We start from the raw sequence: 23,626 nt of genomic DNA, 5'->3' as shown, positions 1-23,626 counted from the left end.
GGAGCCCGGCACTCTTCATGCCTAACAAGAAATACACCGAGGGCGACACGATCGTCATCAAGAAATACGCCAACCGGCGACTCTACAACACGCATTCCTCAAGCTACATCACGCTCGAAGACCTGGCGAAGATGACCCGCGAGGGGCTGGAATTCACGGTGGTCGACGCCAAGAGCGGGGATGACATCACCCATTCCATCCTCACCCAGATCATCGTCGAGGAAGAGGCCAATGGAGAGCATATCCTGCCGGTCAGCTTCCTGCGCGACCTGATCTCGATGTACGGCAATTCGATGCAGTCGATGATGCCCAGCTATCTCGAAGCGAGCATGGCCAATTTCCGCGCCAACCAGGCGAAGATCGCCGAGGCGTGGCAGAGCGGCATGGCCGGCAACCCCTTCGCCAAGATGGCCGAGACCAACCTGGCGATGATGCGCGCCGCAACCGACGCCTTCACCGGGCAGGCCGGCGCAGGCAAGAAAGCACCCCGCGCCGAAAGCTCGTCGGACGAGACCGCGCAGGAACTCGCCTCGATGCGCGACCAGATGGCCGCGATGCAGAAAAAGCTCGACGAACTGGGCAAGTAGCGCGACACCTGCCCGCTCAGGACGGGAAGGGATCCGTGATGCGAGGAATATCGATGGCGATGGGCGCGCTGTTCATCGTGGCAATGCCTGCCGCGCCAGTCGGCGCGCAGAACGACGGGCCGGTGATCCGCAACTACCAGATGGAGGGCGACCTCGAGAGCCCGAACGATATCGGCTGCATCCGGATCGATCAGGCAAGACCCGCCTATAACCCGGTCGATCTCTACCGCGGCGCGGCCGCCTGTATCGCGCGCGAGGAATGGGACGACGCGGCCAGCCTGTTTGCGCTGGGCGGGTTCTATGGCCGCTACGACATGCGCCGCGTGTCCGACCGGACAGCGCATCAGGCGGTGATGGTCGCGCAGATGAGCGCGTTCGGCGATCTCGAAGAGGCGCAGCAAGCGAAGCTGTCCGAAACGGTCCGGCGCATTGCCGACGATCCGGCGCAACTGGGCGCGCTGTGCAGCGCGATCGCCGCGCTCGGCCCGCCGACCTATCAGCCGCGCTACATGTCGCGCCACGGGCTCGGCGCATTCACGGGCAACGAGGGGAGCGCGCCGGAGGGTTTCGACCCGCAGGCCACATTCAAGGAAGTGATGACCGGCTTCCTCCACTGCCCGGCCGCCGAATAACGCCTGTCGAAGGCTTGGCGCGGACCGATGCCTCGCCTATCGAGCCTGCCCTACCGATCACCCAGCCAACAGGACGCCATCACCGTGCCCGCAATCCGTCACGCCCTTTCCGTCAAACGCGAAGACGACTTCGCCGCCTGGTATCAGGCCGCCATTGCCGAAGGGCAGATGGCCGAAGAGTCCGGCGTCCGCGGGTGCATGGTCATCAAGCCGTGGGGCTATGGCATCTGGGAGCGCATCCAGCGCCTGCTCGACGACCGGATCAAGGCGACGGGGCACGACAATGCCTATTTCCCGCTGTTCATCCCGCTCTCCAATTTCGAGCGTGAGGCGGATCACGTCGAAGGCTTCGCCAAGGAAATGGCGGTCGTCACGCACCACCGCCTGATCGCGGATGGGAAGGGCGGGCTGATCCCCGATCCCGAGGCGAAGCTGGAAGAGCCGCTTGTTGTTCGTCCCACCTCCGAAACGATCATCGGCGATGCGATGGCGCGCTGGGTGCAGAGCTGGCGCGACCTGCCGCTGAAGCTCAACCAGTGGGCCAACGTGGTCCGCTGGGAAATGCGCACGCGCATGTTCCTGCGCACCAGCGAGTTCCTCTGGCAGGAAGGCCACACCGCGCATGCCACGCCCGAAGAGGCGAAGGACCACACGCTGACCATGCTCGAAGTCTACCGCGCGATGGCAGAGGACGATCTCGCGCTGCCGGTGATCGCGGGCGAGAAGCCCGAGCATGAGCGCTTCCCCGGCGCGGTCGAGACATGGTCGATCGAGGCGATGATGCAGGACGGCAAGGCGCTCCAGGCGGGCACCAGCCACTATCTGGGCACCAATTTCGCCAAGGCATCGGGCATCAAGTACCAGGCGCAGGAAGGCGGCGAGCAGTTCGCGCACACCACCAGCTGGGGCGTCTCCACCCGGCTGATCGGCGGCATCATCATGACGCACGGCGACGACGACGGGCTCCGCGTGCCGCCCAAGCTCGCGCCGTGGCAGGTCGTGATCCTGCCGATGCTGCGCGGCAACGACGACGATGCTGCGCTGATCGAATATTGCGAAGGCCTGCGCGCCACGCTCGCCGGGCAGCAGGCGCTGGGCGAACCGGTGCGCGTGCTGCTCGACACCAAGCCCGGCAAGCCCGCGCAGAAGCGGTGGGACTGGGTGCGCAAGGGCGCGCCGGTGATCGTCGAGGTCGGCGGGCGCGACATGGAGAACGGCGTCGTCACGCTGATCAGGCGCGACAATCTGTGGGACATGGAAACGGGCAAGCTCAACTCGCAGGCCCCGACCCGTGAGAGTGCGGGCGAGACGATTCCGGGCCTGCTGGGCGACATCCAGCAGGCGCTGTTTACCGAAGCCGCCGAACGCCGCGACGCGAATATCGCGACCGGCATCGACAGCTGGGACGGCGTTGTCGAGTTCTTCGCCAATAACGGCAAGTATCCCGGCTGGGTCGAGGTACAGTGGGCCAAGCCGACCGGCGATCCACTGGAGCAGGTGGTCGAGAAGCTGAAAGATCAGAAGCTGACCGTGCGCAACGTGCCGCGGGACGCGACGCCCGCAGACGGCACCTGCATCTTCACCGGCGAACCTGCGGTCGAGCGGGTCTACGTCGCGCGGGCGTACTGATCGAAACGAAGGGGAATTATTCATGGGCGAGGCGATCAAGCACGGGTTTGCGAACCTGACGAACTTTGCGGGCCGCGACAGCCGCACGCTGTTCTGGTGGTGGGTGCTGCTGATCGTGGTCATCACTTTCGGCCTCAGCTTCATCTCGGGCATCGTCTTCACCGCCGGGGCGATGGGCACTGCGTTTCAGGGCGCGACGTCGGGTGTCGACCAGGATCAGCTCCAGATGGAGATGATGCGCAACATGGCTGGCAGCGTGGAAACGCAGGCATGGATCGGGGTGGCAATCTCGCTCATCGGGCTGGCGCTGCTGATCGCCTCTTTCGTGCGCCGCCTGCGCGATGCGCGCCTGCCGGTGGGAATCGCGATCATCCCCGTGCTGACGACGCTGTTCGCGTCCTATGTCAGCGTGGCGGCGGTCGACGATATCCGCGCCGCGATGATGAGCGACAACATGCAGACGATGAGCGATACTGCCGCTGCCAGCTCCGGCCTCGGGCTGGTCGCCTATATCGGCTATCTGGTGGTGATCGTGTGCGGCCTGATCCCGAGCCGGAATGTCGACTGAAGCCGCATAGCGGCGCTCACAGATCGGGGGCAGGGGGCGCGTGCGGGATAGCACCGCCCCTCCCATGCGTTTAGAGCCATGATATGGCCAAACGCGCAAAGAACCTCCCAAAAGGACTGCCCACCCAGAAGCAGGTCCTCGAATTCATCGAAACGTCTGACAGCACGGTCGGCAAGCGAGAAATCGCGCGCGCCTTCGGCCTCAAGGGGCAGGAGAAGATCGCGCTCAAGAAATTGCTGAAGGACATGGCCGAGGAAGGCCTGATCGACGGCAAGAAGACCGCCTTCCACCGGATGGGCGGCCTGCCCAAGGTGACCGTGCTGCGCGTGGTCGAGCTGGACGATGGCGACCCGATCGCGGTGCCCGAGAAGTGGGAGCCCGACGACGCGGCCAAGCCCCCGCGCCTGACGATCATCGAGAAATCGCGCGGGAGAGGCTCGAAGGGCATGCCCGCGCTCAAGGTCGGCGATCGGGTGCTTGCGCGGACCGAAGAGACCCCGCGCGGCTGGCGCGCTCATCCGATGAAGAAGCTCGCCCAGCAGACCGAGGGCCTGATCGGCGTGGTCGAGAAGGACGGGCGCGGCAAGTTCTGGCTCGCGCCGGTGGACAAGAAGGTCCGCAACTCCTCGCCAATCTCCGATGTCGGAACGGCAGAGGAAGGCCAGCTGGTCTCTGCCGAACCGGTCGGGCGCGGCACGCGTTCGGGCGTTCGCGTGACCGAAGTGCTGGGCGATCCGCTGGCCCCCAACAGCTTCTCCATGATCGCGATCGCCAAGCATGGCATCCCGCATGTCTTCCCCGAGGCCGTGCTGAACGAGGCGCAGCTGGCGGCCAAGCTGCCGGTGACCCCGGACAAGCGCGAGGATTTGCGGGACGTGCCGATCGTCGCGATCGACCCCGCCGACGCGCGCGACCACGATGATGCGATCTGGGCCGCGCCTGACGAGAGCGAGGACAACGCGGGCGGCTTCCGCGCGATCGTCGCGATTGCCGACGTCTCGCACTACGTGCGCCCCGGCAGCGCGCTCGACCGCGAGGCGAGGAAGCGCGGCAATTCGGTCTATTTCCCCGACCGCGTCATCCCGATGCTGCCCGAAGTCCTCTCCGCCGATGTCTGCTCGCTCAAGTCGGGCGAGGATCGCGCGGCGATGGTGTGCCACATGACAATTTCGGCCGACGGCGAGCTGCTGAAGTGGCGTTTCACCCGCGCGGTGGTGCGTATCGCCGAGGTCATGGCGTATGAGGAAGCCCAGCGCCGGATCGATGACAAGGCTGGGGACGAACGGCTGGACAACCTGTGGAAAGCCTGGGGAGCGCTGTGGAAAGCGCGCGAGGCGCGCGACCCGCTCGACCTCGATCTGCCCGAGCGGCAGGTGGTGCTCGACGCAGAGGGCGGGATCGACGAAATCGTCGTGCGCGAACGGCTCGATGCGCACCGCGTGGTCGAGGAATTCATGATCTCGGCCAATGTCGCGGCGGCCAAGGCGCTGGAGAGCAAGAACTCGCCCGTCGTCTACCGCGTCCACGAACAGCCGAGCCGGGAGAAGCTGCTGGCGCTGAAGGAATATCTCGGCACGCTGGATATGAAGCTGGCCATGGGTCAGGTCATCACGCCGACCCTGTTCAACCGCTTCCTGAAAGACGTGAGCGACGAGCAGGAAAAGGCGCTGCTGATGGAGGCGGTGCTGCGCACGCAGACGCAGGCCTATTACGGGCCGGACAATCAGGGGCATTTCGGCCTCTCGCTGGGCAGCTACGCGCACTTCACCTCGCCGATCCGCCGCTATGCCGACCTGCTGGTGCACCGCGCGCTGGTCGACGCGTTCAAGCTGGAGCAGCCCAAACCGAAGAGCAAATTGCCCGAGAGCAGCGGGCTCAGCGATATCGACCGCGACGATCTGGGCAAGATCAGCGAAGCGATCAGCCGGACCGAGCGCCGCGCAATGGAGGCGGAGCGCGATACGATCGACCGCTATGTCGCCGCGTGGCTGGCAGGCCGTGTGGGCGAGACGTTCGAGACGCGCATCACCGGCGTGCAGAACTTCGGCTTCTTCGCGACCATCGTGGGGCTGGGCGGCGACGGGCTGGTCCCGATCTCCACCATCGGCGACGAGTACTTCCATTACGACGAAGCGGCAAAGGCGCTGATCGGCGCGGACAGCGGCACGCGGTACGAGACCGGGCAGCGGCTCAAGATGAAGCTGGTCGAGGCCAATGCGCTGACCGGCGCGCTACGCTTCGAAGTGCCCGGCGGCGATGCCTCGAAAGCGCGCGAAGGGCGTCCGCTGCGCAGCGGGCCGAAGGGGCCGCGCAAGCATGGCCCCAAGAAGGGCGGCCCGCGCAAGGACACCGCCAAGAAGGACAAGGCGGGCAAGCATCAGGTCGGCAAGCGCGGCAGGCCGGGCAATATTCGCCACCAGGGGCGCGGCAAGAAGTAGTATCGGGCGGAACGCGCCACCGCTCGCACCGTTCGCAAGGGCAAAGGAGTACCTTGCCCATGCTTATCCCCGGCCAGAGCGTGCCCGATCTCGATCTGGAACTGACCATCGGCGCGCGCTTCCAGCTCTCCAAGCAGAGCCCCGAAAACTTCACCATGCTGGTGTTTTATCGCGGCAAGCACTGCCCGATCTGCAAGCGCTATCTGGAAGAGCTGGGCGGCAAGCTGGACAAGTTCACCGCGCTGGGCGTTACGCCCTTCGCAATCTCGATGGACAGCCGCGAGCGGGCGATGGTCACGCACGAGGAATGGGATACCCACGACCTGCCACTGGCGCTGGGCCTGTCGGAAGACCAGGCGCGCGAGTGGGGCCTGTTCATCTCCGAGAAGCGCGAAGACAGCGACGAGCCGGAGCGGTTTTCCGAACCCGGCCTGTTCCTGATCAAACCCGACGGCACGCTCTATTTCGAAGAGGTGCAGAGCGCGCCCTTCGCGCGCCCGCCGCTAGACGAGATGCTGAGCGCGATCCAGTTCGTGCTGGAGAACGACTATCCGGTGCGCGGCACCGCGAGCTAGGCAGCGATGGCGTTGACCGCTCCCTTACGCGCTCGCGATCCGCTCGATATCCTCCATCGGCATCGCGCCGGGCAGGATCACCAGCGGGCAGGGCAGGGCACCCGAGTGCGCGGAGAAGTGCGTCACCAGCGGCCCCGGCGCGCCGTCACCGCCCGCTCCCAGTACCAGCGCGAGCACGTCCGGGTGGTCGGCCAGATAGTCGCGCACGATCCGGCTCGCCTCGCCCACCTTCACCGCGATCGCGGGCATCTTGCCGCTTTCGGAAAAGACATTGCCCGCGGCGCTGGTCGCGATCGCTTCGGCGCGGTCGCGCGCTTCTTCCTCGATGGTCGCCTGCACGCCGCCGAAGGCGTTGAAGTTCTGCGGCTGCACGATCGCGAGGATCTGCACCGATCCCCCGCTCGACTGCGCCCAGTGCATCGCGAAACGCAGCGCCTTTCGCGCCTCGTCGGTTTCGTCGATAATGACAAGATATTTGCCCATTCGGATATCTCCCTGAGGCCAGCATTGGGCACAGATCGTGTGGTAGGGCAAGGTGCTTGCCCCCGCCAATCAAATTGGCCAAAGCGGCGCAAGACGCACACCGTGCCGCTACGGCGGGGGCCAATCTCCCGCCAGACGCAAAGCTGACGCAACCGCAGGACACGCCATTTATGCCCACTCCGATCAAGATGCCCGCGCTTTCGCCGACCATGGAGGAGGGCACGCTTGCCCGCTGGCTGGTCAAGGTGGGTGACAGCGTGGCCGCCGGCGACCTGCTCGCCGAGATCGAGACCGACAAGGCGACGATGGAGTTCGAAGCGGTCGACGAAGGGACCATCGCCTCGATCGAGATCGACGAAGGGACCGAAGGCGTGGCCGTCGGCACCGTGATCGCCATGCTCGCCGCCGATGGCGAAAGCGTGGAAGACGCGGCGAAGGCTGCGCCGGGCGACAAGCCCGAAGCGAAGAAAGCCGAAGAGACCAAGGCCGACGACTCCGACAAGAAGAAGAGCGAGGCCCCCGCCGAACCCGCCAAGGCACAGCCGCGCGAGAGCGCCGAGCCGCAGAAAGCCTCCTCGAAAGACCTCGCCGCGCCCGAGAAGGACGGCGAACGCGTCTTCGCATCGCCGCTCGCGCGCCGGATCGCGGACCAGAAGGGTCTCGACCTGACGCAGCTGAAAGGCAGCGGCCCGCACGGCCGGATCGTGAAGGCGGACGTTGAAGGTGCCGAGGGCGGTCGTCCGGCGAACGAAGCGAAGCCCGGCGCGGTTGCAGGGTCTGCCAATGCCTCGATGGATGGCGATGCGCCGTTCGAGGAGGAGAAGGTCTCCGGCGTGCGCAAGGTCGTCGCCAAGCGGCTCACCGCTGCCAAGCAGGAAGTGCCGCACTACTACCTCAGCGTGGACATCAACCTCGACGCGCTGCTCGCCGCGCGCGCGGACCTCAACAAGATGCTCGAGGCAGAGGGCGTGAAGCTCTCCGTCAACGATCTGCTGATCAAGGCGCTGGCCAAGGCGCTGATGCGCACCCCGCAGGCGCATGTCAGCTTCCAGGGCGACACGCTCCACCGCTACCAGCGCGCCGACATCAGCGTCGCGGTTGCCTCGCCCAAGGGGCTGATCACTCCGATCATCCGTGGTGCGGATCGCAAGAGCCTCGCCGAGATCGCGACCGAGATGAAGGAACTCGCCGGCAAGGCGCGCGAGGGCAAGCTGCAGCCGCACGAATACCAGGGCGGCACCGCCAGCATCTCCAACCTCGGCATGTTCGGAATCAAGCAGTTCGACGCGGTCATCAACCCGCCGCAGGGCATGATCATGGCGGTCGGCGCGGGCGAGCAGCGCCCGTGGGTGATCGACGGCCAGATCGCGCCCGCCACCATCATGACCGCCAGCGGCAGCTTCGATCACCGCGCGATCGACGGCGCGGAAGGCGCGCAGCTGATGGAAGCGTTCAAGCGGATGTGCGAACAACCGATGGGAATGATGCTGTGAGGATTGCACTCGCCACGATTGCCACGCTTGGCCTCTCGCTCGCCGCGTGCGAGCGGGCGCCCGCCGACGGAACCGCGGAAGAGCCCGCGCCGCAAGTCACCACGCAGGCCCCTGCCGATGTCGCGGTGCCTGCCCAGACCGAAGCTGCCCCCTATGACGGCCCGATTCCCAAGCCGATCCGCGTGGGGCTGAAGGGCCCGAACATGGATTCCTGCGCCAGCTATGGCGAGGTCTACGATCTGGAGTCCGGGGGCGAGACCTACCTCTCCGTCCGCGACTCGCCCAGCACGCAGGTCAAGGAACGCGACCGGCTCGATCCCGGACAGGGCGTGCACATCTGCTCCGAGGATGGTGACTGGTTCGGCGTGGTCTACGACAAGGACGACGAGGGCAAGGATTGCCAGGTCGACGAGACGCTCGACACCCCGCGCAACTACACCGGCCCCTGCGCGCAGGGCTGGGTTGAAGCGAAGTACGTGAACGTCACGGCGGGGTGATAGCAGGCAGCGCCCAACTCTCCTCTCCCCTCGCGGGAGAGGAACATGCCCGCGCGCACCAACGCGTGGGAAGAACACGAGAAGCAGCACTTTGATGGACCGCCAACCCCAGATCCGCGTCACCGCGATGCCGACCGACATGAACCCCTATGGGGGCGTGTTCGGCGGGTGGCTGATGAGCCAGATGGCGCTCGGCGCAGGCTCGCTCGCCAGTCGCGAAGGGCAGGGCAAGGCCGTGGTGGTCTCGGCCACCGACTTCGCCTTTCCCGGCGCAATGGCGCTGGGCGACGAGCTCAATGTCTATTGCGAGATTTTGAAAGAGGGGAACACCTCGATCACCATCGCCGCAGAGGGCATCGCGCGCGCGCGCCACGGCGAGGAGACCAAGCTTGTGTGCAAGGGCACCTTCGTGTTCGTGCTGGCCGACGACGACGGCAAACCGCGCCCGGTGCGGATGCAGGGCGCAGCCGCGCAGCGCGCGCCAGGTCATGCGTCGGATAATGATGGGTGAGGGCCTGTCCTACACCTGTGCAACTGGCCATGGTGGGAGCGTGACCGCCATGACCTTCTCCCTTAAGCGCCCGATCGTGGCCGCCCGTGCGGCCCCTGATTTTTTGGTCCCTGGACTGTGTGTCAGGTGTGTCAGGGCAGTGAACTGAAAAGAGGATTCGATGGCTGAGAAATACGACCTTATCGTGCTGGGCAGCGGGCCGGGCGGCTATGTCGCGGCGATCCGGGGCGCGCAGCTGGGGCTGAAGGTCGCCATCGTGGAGCGTGAGCTGCTGGGCGGCATCTGCCTCAACTGGGGCTGCATCCCGACCAAGGCGCTGCTGCGCTCGGCGGAAATCCTGCACTATGCGCAGAACGCGAAGGATTACGGGCTGAAGATCGCGGGCGAGATCGAAGCCGATCTGGACGCGGTGGTGAAGCGCAGCCGTGGCGTCGCAGCCCAGCTGAACAAGGGCGTCACCGGGCTGATGAAGAAGAACAAGATCGCGGTACATATGGGCGAGGGCAAGCTGACCGGCCCCACCAGCCTGACCGTGAAAGGTGAGAAGGGCGAGGAAAAGCTCGAAGCCAAGCACGTCATCGTCGCCACCGGTGCCCGCGCGCGCGACCTGCCTTTCGCCAAGGCGGATGGCGAGCGGATCTGGACCTATCGCCACGCGATGACGCCCAAAGAAATGCCGAAGAAACTGCTGGTGATCGGATCGGGCGCGATCGGGATCGAATTCGCCAGCTTCTACAACGACATGGGCGTCGATGTGACCGTGGTCGAGATGCTCGACCGGATCGTGCCGGTGGAGGACAAGGACGTGTCCGTCTTCCTCCACAAGAGCCTGACCAAGCAGGGCATCACGATCATGACCGGCGCGGGTGTCGAAGACATCAAGGCGAACGGCAAGGGCGTGAAGGCCAAGATCAAGGACAAGGACGGCAAGGTGAGCGAGAGCGAATTCTCGCACTGCATCACCGCCATCGGGATCGTCCCCAATACCGAGAATATCGGGCTCGAAAAGCTGGCCGAGATGGAGAAGGGCTTCATCCAGATCGACCCCTACGGCCGCACCAAGAGCAAGGGCCTGTGGGCGATCGGCGATTGCACGCCCGGCCCGTGGCTGGCGCACAAGGCGAGCCATGAGGGCGTGACCGCGGCAGAGGCGATCGCGCAGGAGCTGGGCAACAAGGATGTCCATCCGCACCCGCTCGACCGTCGCAACATCCCGGGCTGCACCTACTGCCACCCTCAGATCGCGTCGGTCGGCCTGACCGAGGAAAAGGCGAAGGAAGCCGGCTACGACGTGAAGGCGGGCACTTTCCCCTTCATTGGCAACGGCAAGGCGATCGCGCTGGGCGAGGCGGAAGGCTTCACCAAGACCGTGTTCGATGCGAAGACCGGCGAACTGCTGGGTGCGCACATGGTCGGCGCCGAAGTGACCGAGATGATCCAGGGCTTCGTCGTCGGCAAGACGCTGGAGACCACGGAAGCCGAACTGATGCAGACGGTCTTCCCGCACCCGACGATCTCTGAGTCGATGCACGAGAGCGTGCTGGCCAGCTACGGGCGCGCGCTGCACATCTGAAACCTGCGGGCCTCTCGCCCGTTGGTAGGGCATGAGCGAACAGGACAAGAGCAGCACGCCGCCGCGCGGCGACAAGCCCGATGGCAAGAACGACAGCGAAATCACGCGCGAACATCGCGCGCTGATGAACCAGAGCTCCGCCAAGCCGGAGGATTACCCGGAAAGCGAGCGCGATGCGCAATCGCTGGTCCAGAAAGACAAACGGCGCGATCAGCCTGACTGATCGCGCCGTTTGTCTGGCATTAAGGCAGGGTCAGACGTTCCGACGCAGGAACGCGATCACCGCCAGCACCAGGAAGACGACGAACAGGATCCAGGCGATGTTGGACGATACGCCCGCGATTCCCCCGAAGCCGAGTACGGCGGCGACCAGTGCGATAATCAGGAAGATGATAGCCCAGCGAAGCATTTGGTTTCCCCTTGGTAGAACCTTGCATTGAACCTAGGCCATATGCCGGAAGGGCGCGTGCGGCCCCGCTCTAAACATTTGTTATGCATGAAAACGCCACAGCGGATCGGCGAGGCGGAGGGGGAAATGGCGGACAGGGTGGGATTCGAACCCACGGTGAGCGTAAACCCACGGCGGTTTTCAAGACCGCTGCCTTAAACCACTCGGCCACCTGTCCGCACTGGGAATGTCGGCTAACGCTTCATCGCGCGTTTGTCACTCTCCGGCACGCCGGGTAATTCCACACCATCTAAGTCATTGGCGAGTCATGCACGGTGTGACACAGATACCGGCATGAGTTTGCGCCGCTCCCTCCTCCCTCTCGCCGCGTGCTTCGCCGCGCTTGCCGCAAGCCCTGCCGCCGCGCAGGACATGCCGTTCGATGCCTACATGCAGCTGGTCATCGCCAAGGCGCGTGCCCAGGGGGTGAGCGAGGATACGATCCGGCGGATGACCTCGGACCTCACGCCCAACCCGCGCGTGATCGAACTCGACCAGTCGCAGCCCGGCTCGTCCTCGTCGCCCGGTTATCCGCCACTGAGGCCCTATCTGGACCGTCACGTCGACAATGCGCGGATCGGCGGCGGGCGCTCGGTCTACAACGAGACCACCTATCTCCACGATCGCATCCGCCAGCAATATGGCGTTCCGCCCGAGATCATCATCGCGATCTGGGGGCACGAGACCAATTACGGCGGCTATCGCGGCAATTTCGACCTCGCCCGCTCGCTCGCCACGCTGGCGTGGGAAGGGCGTCGGCGCGAGCTGTTCGAGAGCGAATTCATCGCGCTGCTGAAGGTAGCCGACAAGGGCTATTCGCGTGAGCGGCTGGTCGGCAGCTGGGCGGGTGCCTTCGGGAATCCGCAATTCCTGCCGAGCGTCTATCTGCGCCTCGCCACCGATGGCGATGGTGACGGGATGGCGAACATCTTCACCAACCAGGCCGACACGATGGCTTCCATCGCGCGCTATTTCCAGGATGCGGGCTGGCGGCCCGGAATTCCTTGGGGCGTGGGCGCAAGCGTGCCTTCGGGCTTTAATGTGGATGCCCACCGCACCGAACTCGTCGCCCCGGTATGCCCGCGCGTGCACGAACGCCACAGCCAGTGGAAGACGGTGGAGGAATGGCGCGCGCTGGGCGTTACGCCGTATCGCAGCCTGCCGCCGGGCACGCTCGCCAGCCTGTTCCAGCCCGACGGGCCGGGAACTCCTGCGTGGCTGTTAACCTCAAATTATCGCGTTATCCTCGAATATAACTGCTCCAACTATTACGCGATGAGTGTGGGGCTTCTGGCCGATGAGATTGCCCGGTAATATCCGGATTTTGGGAATTGCGTTTGGCCTGATCGCCGGCCTTTCCGCCTGTTCGGGCGGGGGAGGGGGCGGCGATCTGGCACCCAATGCAGATTACTACGCGGTCGATCGCGCCGCGCCGACGCCTGTCGGTGCGATCAATGGGCCGCAGGCGGATTACCCGCAGGTGCTGGGCGAGCCCTATGTGGTCGACGGGCAGACCTACACCCCGGCTGACGTGCTCAGCTACGATGCGGTCGGCTACGCGACGATCGATGACGCTGCCGGGCCGGGCATCACCATTTCGCACAAGACCCTGCCGCTGCCGAGTTATGTCGAGCTGACCTCGCTCGACACCGGGCGCACCATTCTTGCCCGCGCGGAGCGGCGCGGGCCGATGACGTCGAGCCGGATTCTCGGCCTGTCGCCCGGTGCCGCGCAGGAGCTGGGCGCGGGCGAGGGCGCTCCGATTCGGGTTCGCCGGGTCAATCCGCCCGAATACGAACGCGCGGCCCTGCGCTCCGGCCAGCCTGCCGGATCGCGGCTCGATACGCCCGAAACGCTGCTCGCCGTGCTGCGCAAGCAATTGCCTGCCACCGGATCGGTCAGCCTTGCGCGGAACGACGCGCGCAGCACCTCGGCAAGAACCGGCGGCGCTGCGGACACCGATTACCGCACGGTGGAGCGGGAATTCGACACGACCTTCGCCGAAGTCGACCCGGGACCATCCAGTGCGGTCGCCGACGCTTTCGAGGAATATGAGACGCTTCCGCCCGCTCCGGCGCCCGCTCCGGCGGCGCCGACCCGCTATGCGCTCGCCCCGATCGGGGAAACGCCGACCGGGGCAGGGCGTCAGGCCCCGGTCGAGGTCGCGCGGATGGAAACGCCGCGCCCGGCCCCTGCGCCGCGCGCCGCGCCGCCACCGGCGCGGGCTGCACCTTCGCCGCCGGTTACGCGGTCGGTGCCTGCGCGAACGACGCAATCGGCGGCCAGGCGTGGACGTTACGTCATCCAGATCGCGTCTTTCTCCAGCAAGAACAATGCGATCGAGGCGGCCGACAAACTGGGCGGCTTCGTGGTCCAGTCGGGCCGCTTCTACCGCGTGCGCACGGGGCCGTTCGCGACCCGTGGAGAAGCCGATGCCGCCCTCGCCAGCGCGCGCAGGGTCGGCTATAGGGATGCGTTCATAGACACGAGCGAATAGCGGCTGCGCCAGTCCCCCGACGGCGCAAACTCGCCGTAGCAGGAGCAACCGCATTGTCTTCATTTCTGGTGAACCGGGCCCGGGTGGTGGGTTTTCTCGCCGCCCTGTCGCTCGCGTTGCCAACCGGGCTCAGCGCCCAGCCTTCGCCCCCGACCCCCGAACAGGCTCCGATCGCCTACATGATCGATCTGTCGAGCGGACAGACGCTCTATGCGCGCGATATCGACCGCCGCTTCGTCCCCGCGTCGATCACCAAGGTGATGACCACGCTGGTGGCGTTCGACATGCTCGCAGATGGCAAGCTGCGGCGCGACCAGCGCATGCCCTATCGAGACGCGAGCTTCGACGAATGGCACCGCAAGGGGTCGACCCTGTTCCTCCCGCGCCGTGCGCGGCCCTCGGTGAACGAACTGCTGATCGGGATCACCACGGTCTCTGCCAATGACGCAGCGGTCGTGCTGGCCGAAGGCGCGTCGGGAAGCGTGGACAAGTGGACCGCGCGGATGAACGCCACCGCCCGTTCGATCGGCATGCACGACAGCTATTTCGGCACGCCCAATGGCTGGCCGGACGAGGGACACACCTTCACCAGCGCACGCGATCTGGGGCTGCTGGCAAAGCGGATCATCCGCGGCCATCCCGACTTTTTCGACTATTACTACGGCCGCACCGGCCTGAAGGCCTATGGCATCGCGCAGGACAATCACGATCCGATCACCGGTCGGGTGGACGGCGCGGACGGGCTGAAGACCGGCTATACCGATCAGGCAGGCTATGGCTTCCTCGGCACGGCAGAGCGCGACGGACGGCGGCTGGTGATGGTGGTTGCGGGGGCTGATCGCGGCCAGGTGCGCAACCGGGCTGCGCGCGACTTCATCGAATGGGGTTTCGACGCGTTCGACAGCACGCTGCTGGTCAGGAAAGGCAAGCCTGCCGCCTCCGCGCAGGTTCAGAACGGCGCGGTTGACCAGCTGCCGCTGGTCGCGGCGCAGGATATCCGTGTCGCGACCCCTCGCGGCGATGGGGCGCGGCCTGAACTCACCGTCCGCTACGATGGTCCCTTGCGCGCACCGATCGCCAAGGGCGAAGCGGTCGCCACACTGGAGATCGCGGTGCCGGGGATGGAGCCTTCCACCATGCCGCTTTACGCGGCGCGCGATGTGCCCGAAGCGGGCCTGTTCCAGCGGATCGGCAACGGGTTTGCCGGGCTGTTCCGGTGAGTGCCCACGAGATCAAGGCGCGCTTTATCGCGTTCGAGGGCGGCGAAGGCGTCGGCAAGTCGACTCAGGCAAAACGGCTGGTCGAAGCGCTGTCCAATCACGGGATCGACGCGCTGCTGACGCGCGAGCCGGGCGGCACCACTGGGGCGGAGATGATCCGCAAGCTGCTGCTCGAACCGCCGGGCACCGGCTGGCGCGTACAAGCCGAAGCGCTGCTGTTCGCCGCCGCGCGGTCCGACCATGTGGCCAAGGCGATTAAGCCCGCGCTGATGGCGGGCCGCTGGGTCGTGTGCGACCGCTTCGTATTGTCGAGCCGCGCCTATCAGGGGCTTGCCGGCGGGCTCGGCGATGAAGAGGTACGCACGCTGCACCAGATCGGCAGCGGCGGACTGCAGCCGTGCCGGACCATCCTGCTCGAAGCGCCGGGCGACGACGTCGCCGAACGGCTGCGCAAGCGCGACGGAGGCGAAGCGGACGCGATCGGCGGGCGTAACGCACGCTACCATGCGGATGTTGCGCGCGGTTTCGCCGGGCTGGCGCAGGATGACGACACCATCGTCCAGATCGATGCGTCGGGCAGCGCGGACGCGGTCCATGAAGCGGTGATGAGGGAGCTTGCTCCACTGCTTGCCGGCGAAGCGTGACCGATCATCACGCCCCCCAGTGGCGCGAATGGCGCGCCGCGCTCGCCAGTCCGCGCATGCATCACGCGTGGATTCTCGCGGGGAAGAAGGGGCTGGGCAAGCACGACTTCGCCTTCGCCGCCGCGCGCGAGCTGGTCGCCATCGGACGCGATGCGCCGGTGGCGGAGAACGACCCCGACATCCAGCTGCTGACCCACCTGCCCAAGGACGACAAGGAAGCGAAGAAGGCGGAGAAGGGCGAGGCGTTCGAAACCAAGCGCAACATCTCTATCGACCAGATACGCGCGATGCAGGCACGGCTGACCACGCGGCCGACGCTGGGCGCCTTTCGCGCGATCATCATCGAACCGGCGGACGATCTGGAGCGGAGCGCCGCCAACGCGCTGCTCAAGAGCCTGGAGGAACCGCCTGCGGGCACGTTCTTCCTGCTGGTGACCCATCGCCCCGGTCTGCTGCTGCCCACGATCCGCTCGCGCGCCCGGATTCTGCGGTTCAATCCGCTGTCCATGGGCGCGGTCGAGGATGCCCTGCGCGCCACCGGCGACCAGGCCGACCCGGCCGAGATCGCGCTGGCCGCGCGCGCCAGCGGCGGAGCGCCGGGGGCCGCACTGTCGTTCATCGCACAGGAGCTCGCCCCTGCGGAGGCGCTGATGCGCCAGATCGCGAGCGAGGGAGACCCGGCTTTCGTCCTGCGCGGCAAGCTGGGTGAGGAGATCGGCGCCCGGCCCGACCGGGCGCGACTGTCCGCCACGCTCGACCTTGCGCGCACCGTGCTGGCGCAGAAGCTGGAATCGCCCGACTCGATCGACATTCCCGCTCTGGTCGACGCGCATGCCCGGCTGGTGACCATTTCGGGCCAGGCGCGAAGCTATAATTTCGACCCCGGTTTCCTCGCGATGGAAATCGGCACCTTGCTCGCTTCGGCTGCGCCGAATAGAGCCGCTTCCGATGGCTGAACCCTACTACATTACCACCGCGATCCATTACCCCAACGGCAAGCCGCATATCGGCCACGCCTACGAGACGGTCGCTGCCGACGTAATCGCGCGATTCCAGCGCCTGAAGGGCCGCGACGTGCGGTTCCAGACGGGCACGGACGAGCATGGGCTGAAGATGGCCCGCAAGGCAGAAGAGCAGGGCAAGACCCCACGCGAACTCGCCGACGAGATGAGCGGCTATTTCCGCGACCTGTTCGACCGGCTGAACATTTCCTACGACCGCTTCATCCGCACCACCGAAGCTGGCCACCACACCGCCAGCCAGGCGCTGTGGCGCAGGATGGAAGCCAATGGCGACCTCTATCTCGACCGCTACGAAGGCTGGTATTCGGTCCGCGACGAAGCTTTCTACGACGAGAAGGAACTGGTCGAAGGAGAAGGAGGGGAGAAGCTTTCCCCGCAGGGCACCCCGGTCGAATGGACCGTTGAGGAAAGCTGGTTCTTCCGCCTGTCGAAGTACCAGGACAAGCTGCTCGACCTCTATGCCTCGCAGCCGGATTTCATCCAGCCCGACAGCCGCCGCAACGAGGTGATGCGCTTCGTCGAAGGCGGCCTGCGCGATCTTTCGATCAGCCGCACCAGCTTCGACTGGGGCGTGCAGGTGCCGGGCGCAGAGGACCACGTGATGTACGTGTGGGTCGACGCGCTGACCAACTACATCAGCGGCCTCGGCTACCCGGAAGAGGGCGCTGACTGGAAATACTGGCCCGCCGATCTGCACCTGATCGGCAAGGACATCATCCGCTTCCACACGGTCTACTGGCCGGCCTTCCTGATGAGCGCGGGCGTGGATCTGCCCAGGCAGGTCTATGGCCATGGCTTCCTGCTCAACCGCGGGCAGAAGGAAAGCAAATCGCTCGGCAATGTGACCGATCCCAATGTGCTGGCCGAGCAGTTCGGCGTGGATGCGCTGCGGTACTTCCTGATGCGCGAAATCGCCTTCGGGCAGGATGGCAGCTATTCGCCCGAAGCGATCGTAACCCGCGCCAATGCGGAGCTGGCCAACAGCTTCGGCAACCTCGCGCAGCGCACGCTTTCGATGATCGCCAAGAACCTCGACGGCGAGCTGGGGGCCTACTCGCCCGCGGGCGACGACAAGGCGCTGCTGACCACGGTGCAGGACGCCTGCCGCGAAGGTCTGCCCAAGCAGTTCGAAAAGCTCGCCTTCTCGACCGGGATCGAGGCGTGGATGAAGGCGGTCTACGCCTGCAACCAGTATGTCGACGAGCAGGCCCCGTGGGCGCTCAAGAAGACCGACCCGGAGCGGATGCGCACCGTGCTGCAGACGCTGTTTATCGCGCTGCGAGACCTCGCCATCGCGATCCAGCCTGTGATTCCGGAGAAAGCGGACCACCTGCTGACCATGCTGGGAATTGCCGAAGACGCGCGGACTTTCGAGGATCTGGCCGATGAGGGCTGGTACGGCGCGCTGGTGCGCACCGGATACCGCGTCGCACCGCCGAGCCCGCTGTTCCCGCGCCTTGAACTGCCCGAGGCTGAGGACGCAGGCTGATGCTGATCGATAGCCACTGCCATCTCGAATACGAAGGCCTGGTCGACGATCAGGACGCGGTGCTTTCGCGTGCGCGCGAGGCGGGGGTTCAGGGCTTCCTGAACATCTCGACCAAGCAGGCCGAGTGGGACCAGGTCGTCGCCACCGCTGCACGCGAGCCGGACGTCTGGGCGAGCGTCGGCATCCATCCGCACAATGCCGATGGCCATGCCGATCTGGCGCGCGAGACGCTGTTCGAAGCGACACAGCATCCCAAAGTGGTCGGGATCGGCGAGACCGGGCTCGATTACTTCTACGACAAGTCCGACCGGGCAACGCAGCGGGCGCTGTTCCGCATGCATATCGACGTCGCGCGCGAGACCGGGCTGCCGCTGATCATCCACACCCGAGATGCCGAGGATGACACCGCCGCGATCCTCGAGGAAGAAATGGGGAAGGGGGCCTATCCCGCGCTGATCCATTGCTTCACCGCATCGGAAAGCTTCGGGCGCAAGGTGCTCGATCTCGGCCTGTCGATCTCGCTTTCCGGCATCGTTACCTTCAAGAACGCGAAGGATCTGCAGGAGGTCGCCAAGATCATCCCAGCGGACCGGCTGCTGGTCGAAACCGACAGCCCGTTCCTCGCGCCCGTGCCGCATCGCGGGAAGACCTGCGAGCCGGCCTTCGTCGCCAATACCGCGCAATTCGTGGCGGATTTGCGCGAGACCAGCGTAGAAGAACTGGCCGAGCAGACCACGCGCAACTTCCACGCGCTGTTTGCGAAGACGCGCCAGCAAGGCAAGGCGACGGCGTGAAGGTCACGCTGCTCGGCTCGGGCACGTCGACCGGCGTTCCGCGCATCAATGGCGACTGGGGTGCGTGCGACCCGTCCGAACCGCGCAACCGCCGCACGCGGGTGTCGATCGTGGTGGAAAACGACGCGGGCGCACGCCTGCTGGTCGATACGCCGCCGGATCTGCGCGACCAGTTCCTGCGCAACAAGATCACCAATGTCGACGGCGTGTTCTGGACCCACGACCATGCGGACCATTGCCACGGAATCGACGATCTGCGCGCGCTGAGATACGGCCGCAGCGGGCCGATCCCGGGCTATGGCGTCGAGGAGACTGTGCGCCGGCTGAAGGCGCGCTTTTCCTACGTTTTCGCAGGGGAACACGGCTATCCGACGATTGTGAAGCTGGAGGTGCTCGACCGGCTGCGGCTGTTTGCGGGCTTCACCGTCAACTGGTGCGTGATGCCGCATGGCCCCGCGAAAAGCACCGGCTATCGCTTCGGATGCGATGACAAGTCCATCGGCTATGCCACTGATTTTAGTGAGATAACCAGCGAGATGGTGACGCTGTTCAAGGGCGTTGACCTGCTCGTGTGCGATTGCCTCCGCCGGGAAGAACATCCGACCCATGCGAACCTCGCCATGGCGCTGGAACTCGGCAAGCGCTGCAAGGTCGGCAAGATCGTGCTGACCCACCTTGATAAAAGCATGGATTACAAGACTTTATCGGGCGAAGTTCCAGCGGGCGTCCAGGTCGGTTACGACGGAATGGTGGTCGCCGCGTGAACCAGTTCGAAGTCGTCCAGATCATCGCGCTGGTTGGCTGGCTGATCCTGGCGGTCAGCGCGTTCGCAGCGCGCGGGCTTAACTGGAAGACGTCGCTGCGCCACGCGCTGATCTGGGCGGTGATCATAACAGGGCTGATGCTGCTGATTACGATGGTGCGATAGCATCCTGACCCGAGGCGCGGCGCGACCCGCGTCGCTCAAGCGAAAACGCCACCAACAGTATCGCGATACCTCCCAGCGCCAGGCCGAAACCGACCCAGCCAGGGGCCGTCCAGCCCAGTCCGGCGGTGATCGCCAGACCCGCCAGCCATGGGCCCAGCGCATTGGCGAGGTTGAAGGCGGCATGATGCAGCGCCGCGGCCATCGTCTGCGCTTCCCCTGCGACATCCATGAGGCGCACCTGAAGAATCGGCCCGAGGCCGCCACCCATGCCGATGGCGAAGCAGACCAGCGAAATCAGCCAAGTATTGCTGGCAGCGAAGGTGAACGCGGCCAGAAAGACGGCGCTCCATGCGAGCAGGCCGACCGCCGCAGTCTTGAGCGAGATGTCCGCCGCCCAGCCTCCCAACAGGTTTCCCGCCAGCATGCCGAAGCCGAACACGACGAACACCCACGGGACCGATGCCGGCGCAACGCCGGTATATTCGGTCAGCACGGGCGCAAGGAAGCTGTAGACCGCGAAAAGCCCGCCAAACCCGACCGCGCCAGCACCGAGCGTCAACAGCACCTGCGGATGCGCCAGCGCGCTGAGCTCCCTGCGCACGCTTCGACCGGATTCAGCGGGTTGCAGCGGTGCCAGTAGCTGAAGCGCGGCCGCAGTCGCCAGCGCAATCCCCGATACGCCGCCAAACACAACCCGCCAGCCCACCGTAAGGCCCAGCCAGTTGGCCAGCGGCGCGCCGATGACGGTGGCGACGGCGAGGCCGGCCATCACGTAAGAAGCTGCGGCCGCTCGTCTTTCCGGCATGAGCGAAGCGGCAAGCAGCGCTGCTACTCCGAAATAGGCACCATGCGGCAAGCCGCTCAGGAAGCGAAAAGCCAGGAGCGCATAATAACCGGGCGCCATCACGGTCGCTGCATCGCCGAGAGCGATCAGGACCATGAGTACGACCAGCAGGCGCCTGCGGGGCCAGTTTGCGCCGAACAATCCGAGGATGGGCGCTCCAACCACCACGCCCAGTGCATAGGCGCTGACCGCGTGCGCGGCGACGGGTTCGGTAATTGCAAAGTCCGCCGCGTAGAACGGCAGCAGGCTCATCGCGGCAAACTCCGTCGTGCCGATCGCGAATCCGCCGAGAGCGAGCGCGAGGATGACGAAAGCGATGCGACCCGCTGAAAGCGGCTGCGAGTTTGCGGTCATTGTGCTTGTCATTCCAAGGGGCGAGAAGAGAGCGTGCTACATTGGGTGCGGCGGCACGGCGTCAAGTCCGGCTTTTTTAGTGGGACCTACGCAATCCGCCACCAATCAACTTTATTTAACATAATATATATTATCCATCTAATGTGTCCGGCAATCCGCTGCTGACGCGGCGCGCGCTTGCCCCTACTCGTGCGTCATGACGCACACACTGACACCCCAGATCGATCGCCTGCTCGCCATCATGGCGCGGCTGCGCGATCCCGAACACGGCTGCGAATGGGATCTGGCGCAGGATTTCGCCAGCATCGCGCCGTACACGATCGAGGAAGCCTACGAGGTCGCCGACGCGATCGAGCGTGACGCCATGGCGGAACTGCGCGAGGAACTGGGCGACCTGTTGCTGCAGGTCGTGTTCCATGCGCGCATGGCCGAGGAGCGCGGCCTGTTCGGCTTCGAGGACGTGGCGCAGGCAATCTCTGACAAGATGGAGGCCCGCCATCCGCACATCTTCGGCGGCAGCGACGGCACGATGGACGAGACTCGCTGGGAAGCGTTGAAGGCGCAGGAGCGCGAAGCGAAGGGCCAGCAAAGCGCGATGGACGGCGTCGCCCGCGCCCTCCCCGCACTGCTTCGCGCGGAAAAACTGCAGAAACGCGCGGCACGCGACGGGTTCGACTGGCCCGATCCTTCCGGCGCGGCAGCAAAGATCGTCGAGGAGACGCAAGAACTGGCCGAAGCGGATGATGCAACGCGCGAGGAGGAAGCGGGCGATCTGCTGTTCGCCGCAGTCAATCTGGTCCGCGCGTACGGGATCCAGCCTGAGGCCGCACTGCGCTCCGCGAACGACAAGTTCGAACGGCGCTATCGCGGGATGGAAGCGCTGGCCGAGGGGGAGTTCGCCACGCTCGACCTGGATGCGCAGGAGGCGCTGTGGCAGGCGGTCAAGCGCGCGGAGAAGGAAAGATAGGCCGTCACCCTGAACTCGTTTCAGGGTCCAGCCTTCCTCGTGTCCGACTCATTCGGATTGAGATCTGGATGCTGAAACGAGTTCAGCATGACGTCACTACGACGAACTCACCCCGAAACTCTCGAACTGCCCGCGTTCCTTGGGGCCGAGGCGGACCAGCAGCCGGTGGCGCGGTGCACCGCCCTCCCCGGCAGGAAGCTCTTCTTCCTCCAGCACATCGCCGTGCGCGTGCAGCCACGCGATCTCGCGCCCGGCCGATGTCGGCAGTACGAATTCGCACACGCTCGCCTCGCGGGTCAGCGCATCGCCGATCCGCGTCTCCAGCGCATCCATATTGAACCCGGTTTCGGCGGATAGCGGCACCACCGTATCGTCCTCCGCGGCGCGCGCGGCGAGGTCTTCGCGGGCATCGTCGGCCAGCAGATCCCACTTGTTCCACACTTCGAGCATGGGGATCGAACTGACCGGCTCCTCCCCCTCCTCGCCTCCGGAGACCACGCCGAGCCCGCGCAGCACCTCCAGTACCTGCGTCTTCTGCGCCGCGCTCGCCGGATTGGCGATGTCGCGCACGTGCAGGATCAGGTCCGCATTGGTGACCTCTTCCAGCGTCGCGCGGAAGGCCGCGACCAGCTGCGTAGGCAGGTCGGAAATGAAGCCCACCGTGTCGGACAGAATCGCCTTCTCGACCGCCGGCAGGCTGATCGCGCGCATCGTGGGGTCCAGCGTGGCGAACAGCAGGTCTTCGGCCATCACATCCGCGCCGGTCAGTCGGTTGAAGATCGTCGACTTGCCCGCGTTGGTGTAGCCGACCAGCGCGATCACCGGCCAGGGCGCACGGGTGCGCCGCTCCCGGTGTAGCGCGCGGGTCTTCTTGACCTGTTCGAGATCGCGCCGCAGCCGCGCCATGCGCGTGCGGATCATCCGCCGGTCGGCCTCGATCTGGGTTTCGCCCGGCCCGCCGAGGAAGCCGTAGCCGCCGCGCTGGCGTTCAAGGTGGGTCCAGCTGCGCACCAGCCGGCTGGCCTGATAGTCGAGATGGGCGAGTTCCACCTGCAACCGCCCTTCGGCGGTAGCCGCGCGTTCGCCGAAGATCTCGAGGATCAGCCCGGTCCGGTCGATCACCTTGCGCGCGAGCTTTTCCTCCAGCGTGCGCTGCTGAATCGCGGTGAGCGCGCCGTCGACGATGATCAGCTCCGCCTCGGCCAGTTCGGCCTGGGTGCCGATCTGTTCGACCTGCCCTGCCCCGAACAGCGTGGCGGGCCGCACGTCTCGGATCGGCTGGATATAGCTTTCCGCCACCTCGATCCCGATCGCGTGCGCGAGGCCGACCGCCTCGGCGAGGCGCTCCTCGGCCGGCAGGTCGTGGATCTGGCCGCGAATGTCGGGGCAGATAACGAGCGCGCGCGCACCGCGCGTCACCTCGCCTTGCAGGT

The 23,626-nt window shown here is 65.7% G+C and carries 25 protein-coding genes and 1 tRNA gene; 21 read left to right on the top strand and 5 right to left on the bottom strand.

Annotated elements, in window-relative coordinates; genetic code table 11:
- The first annotated feature begins 17 nt into the window (after nucleotides 1-17).
- From phaR to VO57_009730, 6 genes are all read left to right on the top strand, one after another.
- Complete coding sequence (gene phaR, locus VO57_009755; protein ID XBL71322.1) at nucleotides 18-587, top strand: polyhydroxyalkanoate synthesis repressor PhaR; 570 nt, start codon at nucleotides 18-20, stop codon at nucleotides 585-587.
- Nucleotides 588-625: 38 nt separating this feature from the next.
- Nucleotides 626-1,219: a hypothetical protein gene (locus VO57_009750; protein ID XBL68422.1), complete on the top strand. Its 594-nt coding sequence runs from the start codon at nucleotides 626-628 to the stop codon at nucleotides 1,217-1,219.
- Nucleotides 1,220-1,303: 84 nt separating this feature from the next.
- Nucleotides 1,304-2,848, top strand: coding sequence for a proline--tRNA ligase (gene proS / locus VO57_009745; protein XBL71321.1), 1,545 nt, complete (start codon nucleotides 1,304-1,306; stop codon nucleotides 2,846-2,848).
- Between the two features lie 22 nt (nucleotides 2,849-2,870).
- Nucleotides 2,871-3,416, top strand: coding sequence for a DUF805 domain-containing protein (locus VO57_009740; GenBank protein ID XBL68421.1), 546 nt, complete (start codon nucleotides 2,871-2,873; stop codon nucleotides 3,414-3,416).
- A gap of 83 nt (nucleotides 3,417-3,499) precedes the next feature.
- Nucleotides 3,500-5,854 (top strand): ribonuclease R, encoded by a 2,355-nt coding sequence (gene rnr / locus VO57_009735; protein XBL68420.1) that lies wholly within the window; start codon nucleotides 3,500-3,502, stop codon nucleotides 5,852-5,854.
- 59 nt (nucleotides 5,855-5,913) lie between these two features.
- Entirely contained in the window at nucleotides 5,914-6,429 is a 516-nt protein-coding gene (locus tag VO57_009730) for a peroxiredoxin-like family protein (protein XBL68419.1), read from the top strand.
- A gap of 24 nt (nucleotides 6,430-6,453) precedes the next feature.
- On the opposite strand, the gene VO57_009725 is transcribed toward VO57_009730, so the two are convergent.
- Nucleotides 6,454-6,912: a universal stress protein gene (locus VO57_009725; protein XBL68418.1), complete on the bottom strand. Its 459-nt coding sequence runs from the start codon at nucleotides 6,910-6,912 to the stop codon at nucleotides 6,454-6,456.
- 170 nt (nucleotides 6,913-7,082) lie between these two features.
- On the opposite strand from VO57_009725, the gene VO57_009720 reads away from it, so the two are divergent.
- From VO57_009720 to VO57_009700, 5 genes are all read left to right on the top strand, one after another.
- Nucleotides 7,083-8,405, top strand: a complete 1,323-nt coding sequence (locus tag VO57_009720) for a pyruvate dehydrogenase complex dihydrolipoamide acetyltransferase (GenBank protein ID XBL68417.1) — start codon at nucleotides 7,083-7,085, stop codon at nucleotides 8,403-8,405.
- Nucleotides 8,402-8,902, top strand: a complete 501-nt coding sequence (locus VO57_009715) for a hypothetical protein (GenBank protein XBL68416.1) — start codon at nucleotides 8,402-8,404, stop codon at nucleotides 8,900-8,902. The genes VO57_009720 and VO57_009715 overlap by 4 nt, the downstream gene beginning before the upstream one ends.
- A gap of 91 nt (nucleotides 8,903-8,993) precedes the next feature.
- Complete coding sequence (locus VO57_009710) at nucleotides 8,994-9,413, top strand: hotdog domain-containing protein (protein XBL68415.1); 420 nt, start codon at nucleotides 8,994-8,996, stop codon at nucleotides 9,411-9,413.
- A 160-nt stretch (nucleotides 9,414-9,573) separates the two neighbouring features.
- Entirely contained in the window at nucleotides 9,574-10,986 is a 1,413-nt protein-coding gene (gene lpdA / locus VO57_009705; GenBank protein ID XBL68414.1) for a dihydrolipoyl dehydrogenase, read from the top strand.
- 31 nt (nucleotides 10,987-11,017) lie between these two features.
- Nucleotides 11,018-11,209, top strand: a complete 192-nt coding sequence (locus VO57_009700) for a hypothetical protein (GenBank protein XBL68413.1) — start codon at nucleotides 11,018-11,020, stop codon at nucleotides 11,207-11,209.
- 30 nt (nucleotides 11,210-11,239) lie between these two features.
- On the opposite strand, the gene VO57_009695 is transcribed toward VO57_009700, so the two are convergent.
- Nucleotides 11,240-11,395 (bottom strand): DUF1328 domain-containing protein, encoded by a 156-nt coding sequence (locus VO57_009695; GenBank protein ID XBL68412.1) that lies wholly within the window; start codon nucleotides 11,393-11,395, stop codon nucleotides 11,240-11,242.
- A gap of 127 nt (nucleotides 11,396-11,522) precedes the next feature.
- Nucleotides 11,523-11,612: transfer RNA gene (locus VO57_009690), tRNA-Ser, on the bottom strand.
- A 116-nt stretch (nucleotides 11,613-11,728) separates the two neighbouring features.
- On the opposite strand from VO57_009690, the gene VO57_009685 reads away from it, so the two are divergent.
- The 9 genes from VO57_009685 to VO57_009645 all read left to right on the top strand — a co-directional run bounded on the left by VO57_009685 (nucleotide 11,729) and on the right by VO57_009645 (nucleotide 20,028).
- Complete coding sequence (locus VO57_009685; GenBank protein XBL68411.1) at nucleotides 11,729-12,748, top strand: lytic murein transglycosylase; 1,020 nt, start codon at nucleotides 11,729-11,731, stop codon at nucleotides 12,746-12,748.
- Nucleotides 12,732-13,931: an SPOR domain-containing protein gene (locus VO57_009680; protein XBL68410.1), complete on the top strand. Its 1,200-nt coding sequence runs from the start codon at nucleotides 12,732-12,734 to the stop codon at nucleotides 13,929-13,931. The genes VO57_009685 and VO57_009680 overlap by 17 nt, the downstream gene beginning before the upstream one ends.
- A gap of 68 nt (nucleotides 13,932-13,999) precedes the next feature.
- Nucleotides 14,000-15,151, top strand: coding sequence for a D-alanyl-D-alanine carboxypeptidase family protein (locus VO57_009675; GenBank protein ID XBL68409.1), 1,152 nt, complete (start codon nucleotides 14,000-14,002; stop codon nucleotides 15,149-15,151).
- The gene (tmk, locus tag VO57_009670) at nucleotides 15,148-15,795 is read left to right on the top strand and encodes a dTMP kinase (protein ID XBL68408.1); all 648 of its coding nucleotides are present in this window, start codon (nucleotides 15,148-15,150) and stop codon (nucleotides 15,793-15,795) included. The genes VO57_009675 and tmk overlap by 4 nt, the downstream gene beginning before the upstream one ends.
- A gap of 56 nt (nucleotides 15,796-15,851) precedes the next feature.
- Complete coding sequence (locus VO57_009665; GenBank protein ID XBL71320.1) at nucleotides 15,852-16,751, top strand: DNA polymerase III subunit delta'; 900 nt, start codon at nucleotides 15,852-15,854, stop codon at nucleotides 16,749-16,751.
- Nucleotides 16,744-18,306 (top strand): methionine--tRNA ligase, encoded by a 1,563-nt coding sequence (gene metG / locus VO57_009660; GenBank protein ID XBL68407.1) that lies wholly within the window; start codon nucleotides 16,744-16,746, stop codon nucleotides 18,304-18,306. The genes VO57_009665 and metG overlap by 8 nt, the downstream gene beginning before the upstream one ends.
- Nucleotides 18,306-19,100 (top strand): TatD family hydrolase, encoded by a 795-nt coding sequence (locus tag VO57_009655; protein XBL68406.1) that lies wholly within the window; start codon nucleotides 18,306-18,308, stop codon nucleotides 19,098-19,100. The genes metG and VO57_009655 overlap by 1 nt, the downstream gene beginning before the upstream one ends.
- A complete protein-coding gene (locus VO57_009650) occupies nucleotides 19,097-19,864 on the top strand; it encodes an MBL fold metallo-hydrolase (protein XBL68405.1) in 768 nt (255 codons plus the stop codon). The genes VO57_009655 and VO57_009650 overlap by 4 nt, the downstream gene beginning before the upstream one ends.
- Nucleotides 19,861-20,028, top strand: a complete 168-nt coding sequence (locus VO57_009645; GenBank protein ID XBL68404.1) for a hypothetical protein — start codon at nucleotides 19,861-19,863, stop codon at nucleotides 20,026-20,028. Before VO57_009650 ends, VO57_009645 begins: the two co-directional genes overlap by 4 nt.
- Here the strand turns inward: VO57_009645 and VO57_009640 are convergent.
- Complete coding sequence (locus tag VO57_009640) at nucleotides 20,012-21,226, bottom strand: MFS transporter (protein ID XBL68403.1); 1,215 nt, start codon at nucleotides 21,224-21,226, stop codon at nucleotides 20,012-20,014. The two genes, VO57_009645 and VO57_009640, sit on opposite strands and share 17 nt — an antisense overlap.
- Before the next feature lie 196 nt (nucleotides 21,227-21,422).
- Here VO57_009640 and mazG point away from each other — a divergent pair, with 196 nt between their 5' ends.
- A complete protein-coding gene (gene mazG, locus VO57_009635; GenBank protein XBL68402.1) occupies nucleotides 21,423-22,193 on the top strand; it encodes a nucleoside triphosphate pyrophosphohydrolase in 771 nt (256 codons plus the stop codon).
- Between the two features lie 96 nt (nucleotides 22,194-22,289).
- Here the strand turns inward: mazG and hflX are convergent, their stop codons facing one another.
- Nucleotides 22,290-23,612 carry a GTPase HflX gene (hflX, locus tag VO57_009630; GenBank protein XBL68401.1) on the bottom strand — a complete coding sequence of 441 codons (1,323 nt, stop codon included), beginning with the start codon at nucleotides 23,610-23,612 and terminating at the stop codon, nucleotides 22,290-22,292.
- Between the last annotated feature and the right edge of the window lie 14 nt (nucleotides 23,613-23,626).

This window comes from Citromicrobium bathyomarinum (genome assembly GCA_001306305.2).
GTDB lineage: Bacteria > Pseudomonadota > Alphaproteobacteria > Sphingomonadales > Sphingomonadaceae > Alteriqipengyuania > Alteriqipengyuania bathyomarina.
This window is presented reverse-complemented; position numbering and strand designations above follow the sequence as displayed.

What these genes read in the sequence shown, in the direction of transcription:
- VO57_009740 (XBL68421.1), top strand. Translation starts at nt 2,871, where the DNA reads ATGGGCGAGGCGATCAAGCACGGGTTTGCGAACCTGACGAACTTTGCG.
- lpdA (XBL68414.1), top strand. Translation starts at nt 9,574, where the DNA reads ATGGCTGAGAAATACGACCTTATCGTGCTGGGCAGCGGGCCGGGCGGC.
- VO57_009725 (XBL68418.1), bottom strand. Translation starts at nt 6,912, where the DNA reads ATGGGCAAATATCTTGTCATTATCGACGAAACCGACGAGGCGCGAAAG.
- VO57_009695 (XBL68412.1), bottom strand. Translation starts at nt 11,395, where the DNA reads ATGCTTCGCTGGGCTATCATCTTCCTGATTATCGCACTGGTCGCCGCC.
- VO57_009685 (XBL68411.1), top strand. Translation starts at nt 11,729, where the DNA reads ATGAGTTTGCGCCGCTCCCTCCTCCCTCTCGCCGCGTGCTTCGCCGCG.
- VO57_009680 (XBL68410.1), top strand. Translation starts at nt 12,732, where the DNA reads ATGAGATTGCCCGGTAATATCCGGATTTTGGGAATTGCGTTTGGCCTG.
- VO57_009730 (XBL68419.1), top strand. Translation starts at nt 5,914, where the DNA reads ATGCTTATCCCCGGCCAGAGCGTGCCCGATCTCGATCTGGAACTGACC.
- VO57_009750 (XBL68422.1), top strand. Translation starts at nt 626, where the DNA reads ATGCGAGGAATATCGATGGCGATGGGCGCGCTGTTCATCGTGGCAATG.
- VO57_009720 (XBL68417.1), top strand. Translation starts at nt 7,083, where the DNA reads ATGCCCACTCCGATCAAGATGCCCGCGCTTTCGCCGACCATGGAGGAG.
- phaR (XBL71322.1), top strand. Translation starts at nt 18, where the DNA reads ATGCCTAACAAGAAATACACCGAGGGCGACACGATCGTCATCAAGAAA.
- mazG (XBL68402.1), top strand. Translation starts at nt 21,423, where the DNA reads ATGACGCACACACTGACACCCCAGATCGATCGCCTGCTCGCCATCATG.
- rnr (XBL68420.1), top strand. Translation starts at nt 3,500, where the DNA reads ATGGCCAAACGCGCAAAGAACCTCCCAAAAGGACTGCCCACCCAGAAG.
- VO57_009655 (XBL68406.1), top strand. Translation starts at nt 18,306, where the DNA reads ATGCTGATCGATAGCCACTGCCATCTCGAATACGAAGGCCTGGTCGAC.
- metG (XBL68407.1), top strand. Translation starts at nt 16,744, where the DNA reads ATGGCTGAACCCTACTACATTACCACCGCGATCCATTACCCCAACGGC.
- VO57_009665 (XBL71320.1), top strand. Translation starts at nt 15,852, where the DNA reads ATGCATCACGCGTGGATTCTCGCGGGGAAGAAGGGGCTGGGCAAGCAC.
- VO57_009700 (XBL68413.1), top strand. Translation starts at nt 11,018, where the DNA reads ATGAGCGAACAGGACAAGAGCAGCACGCCGCCGCGCGGCGACAAGCCC.
- VO57_009640 (XBL68403.1), bottom strand. Translation starts at nt 21,226, where the DNA reads ATGACCGCAAACTCGCAGCCGCTTTCAGCGGGTCGCATCGCTTTCGTC.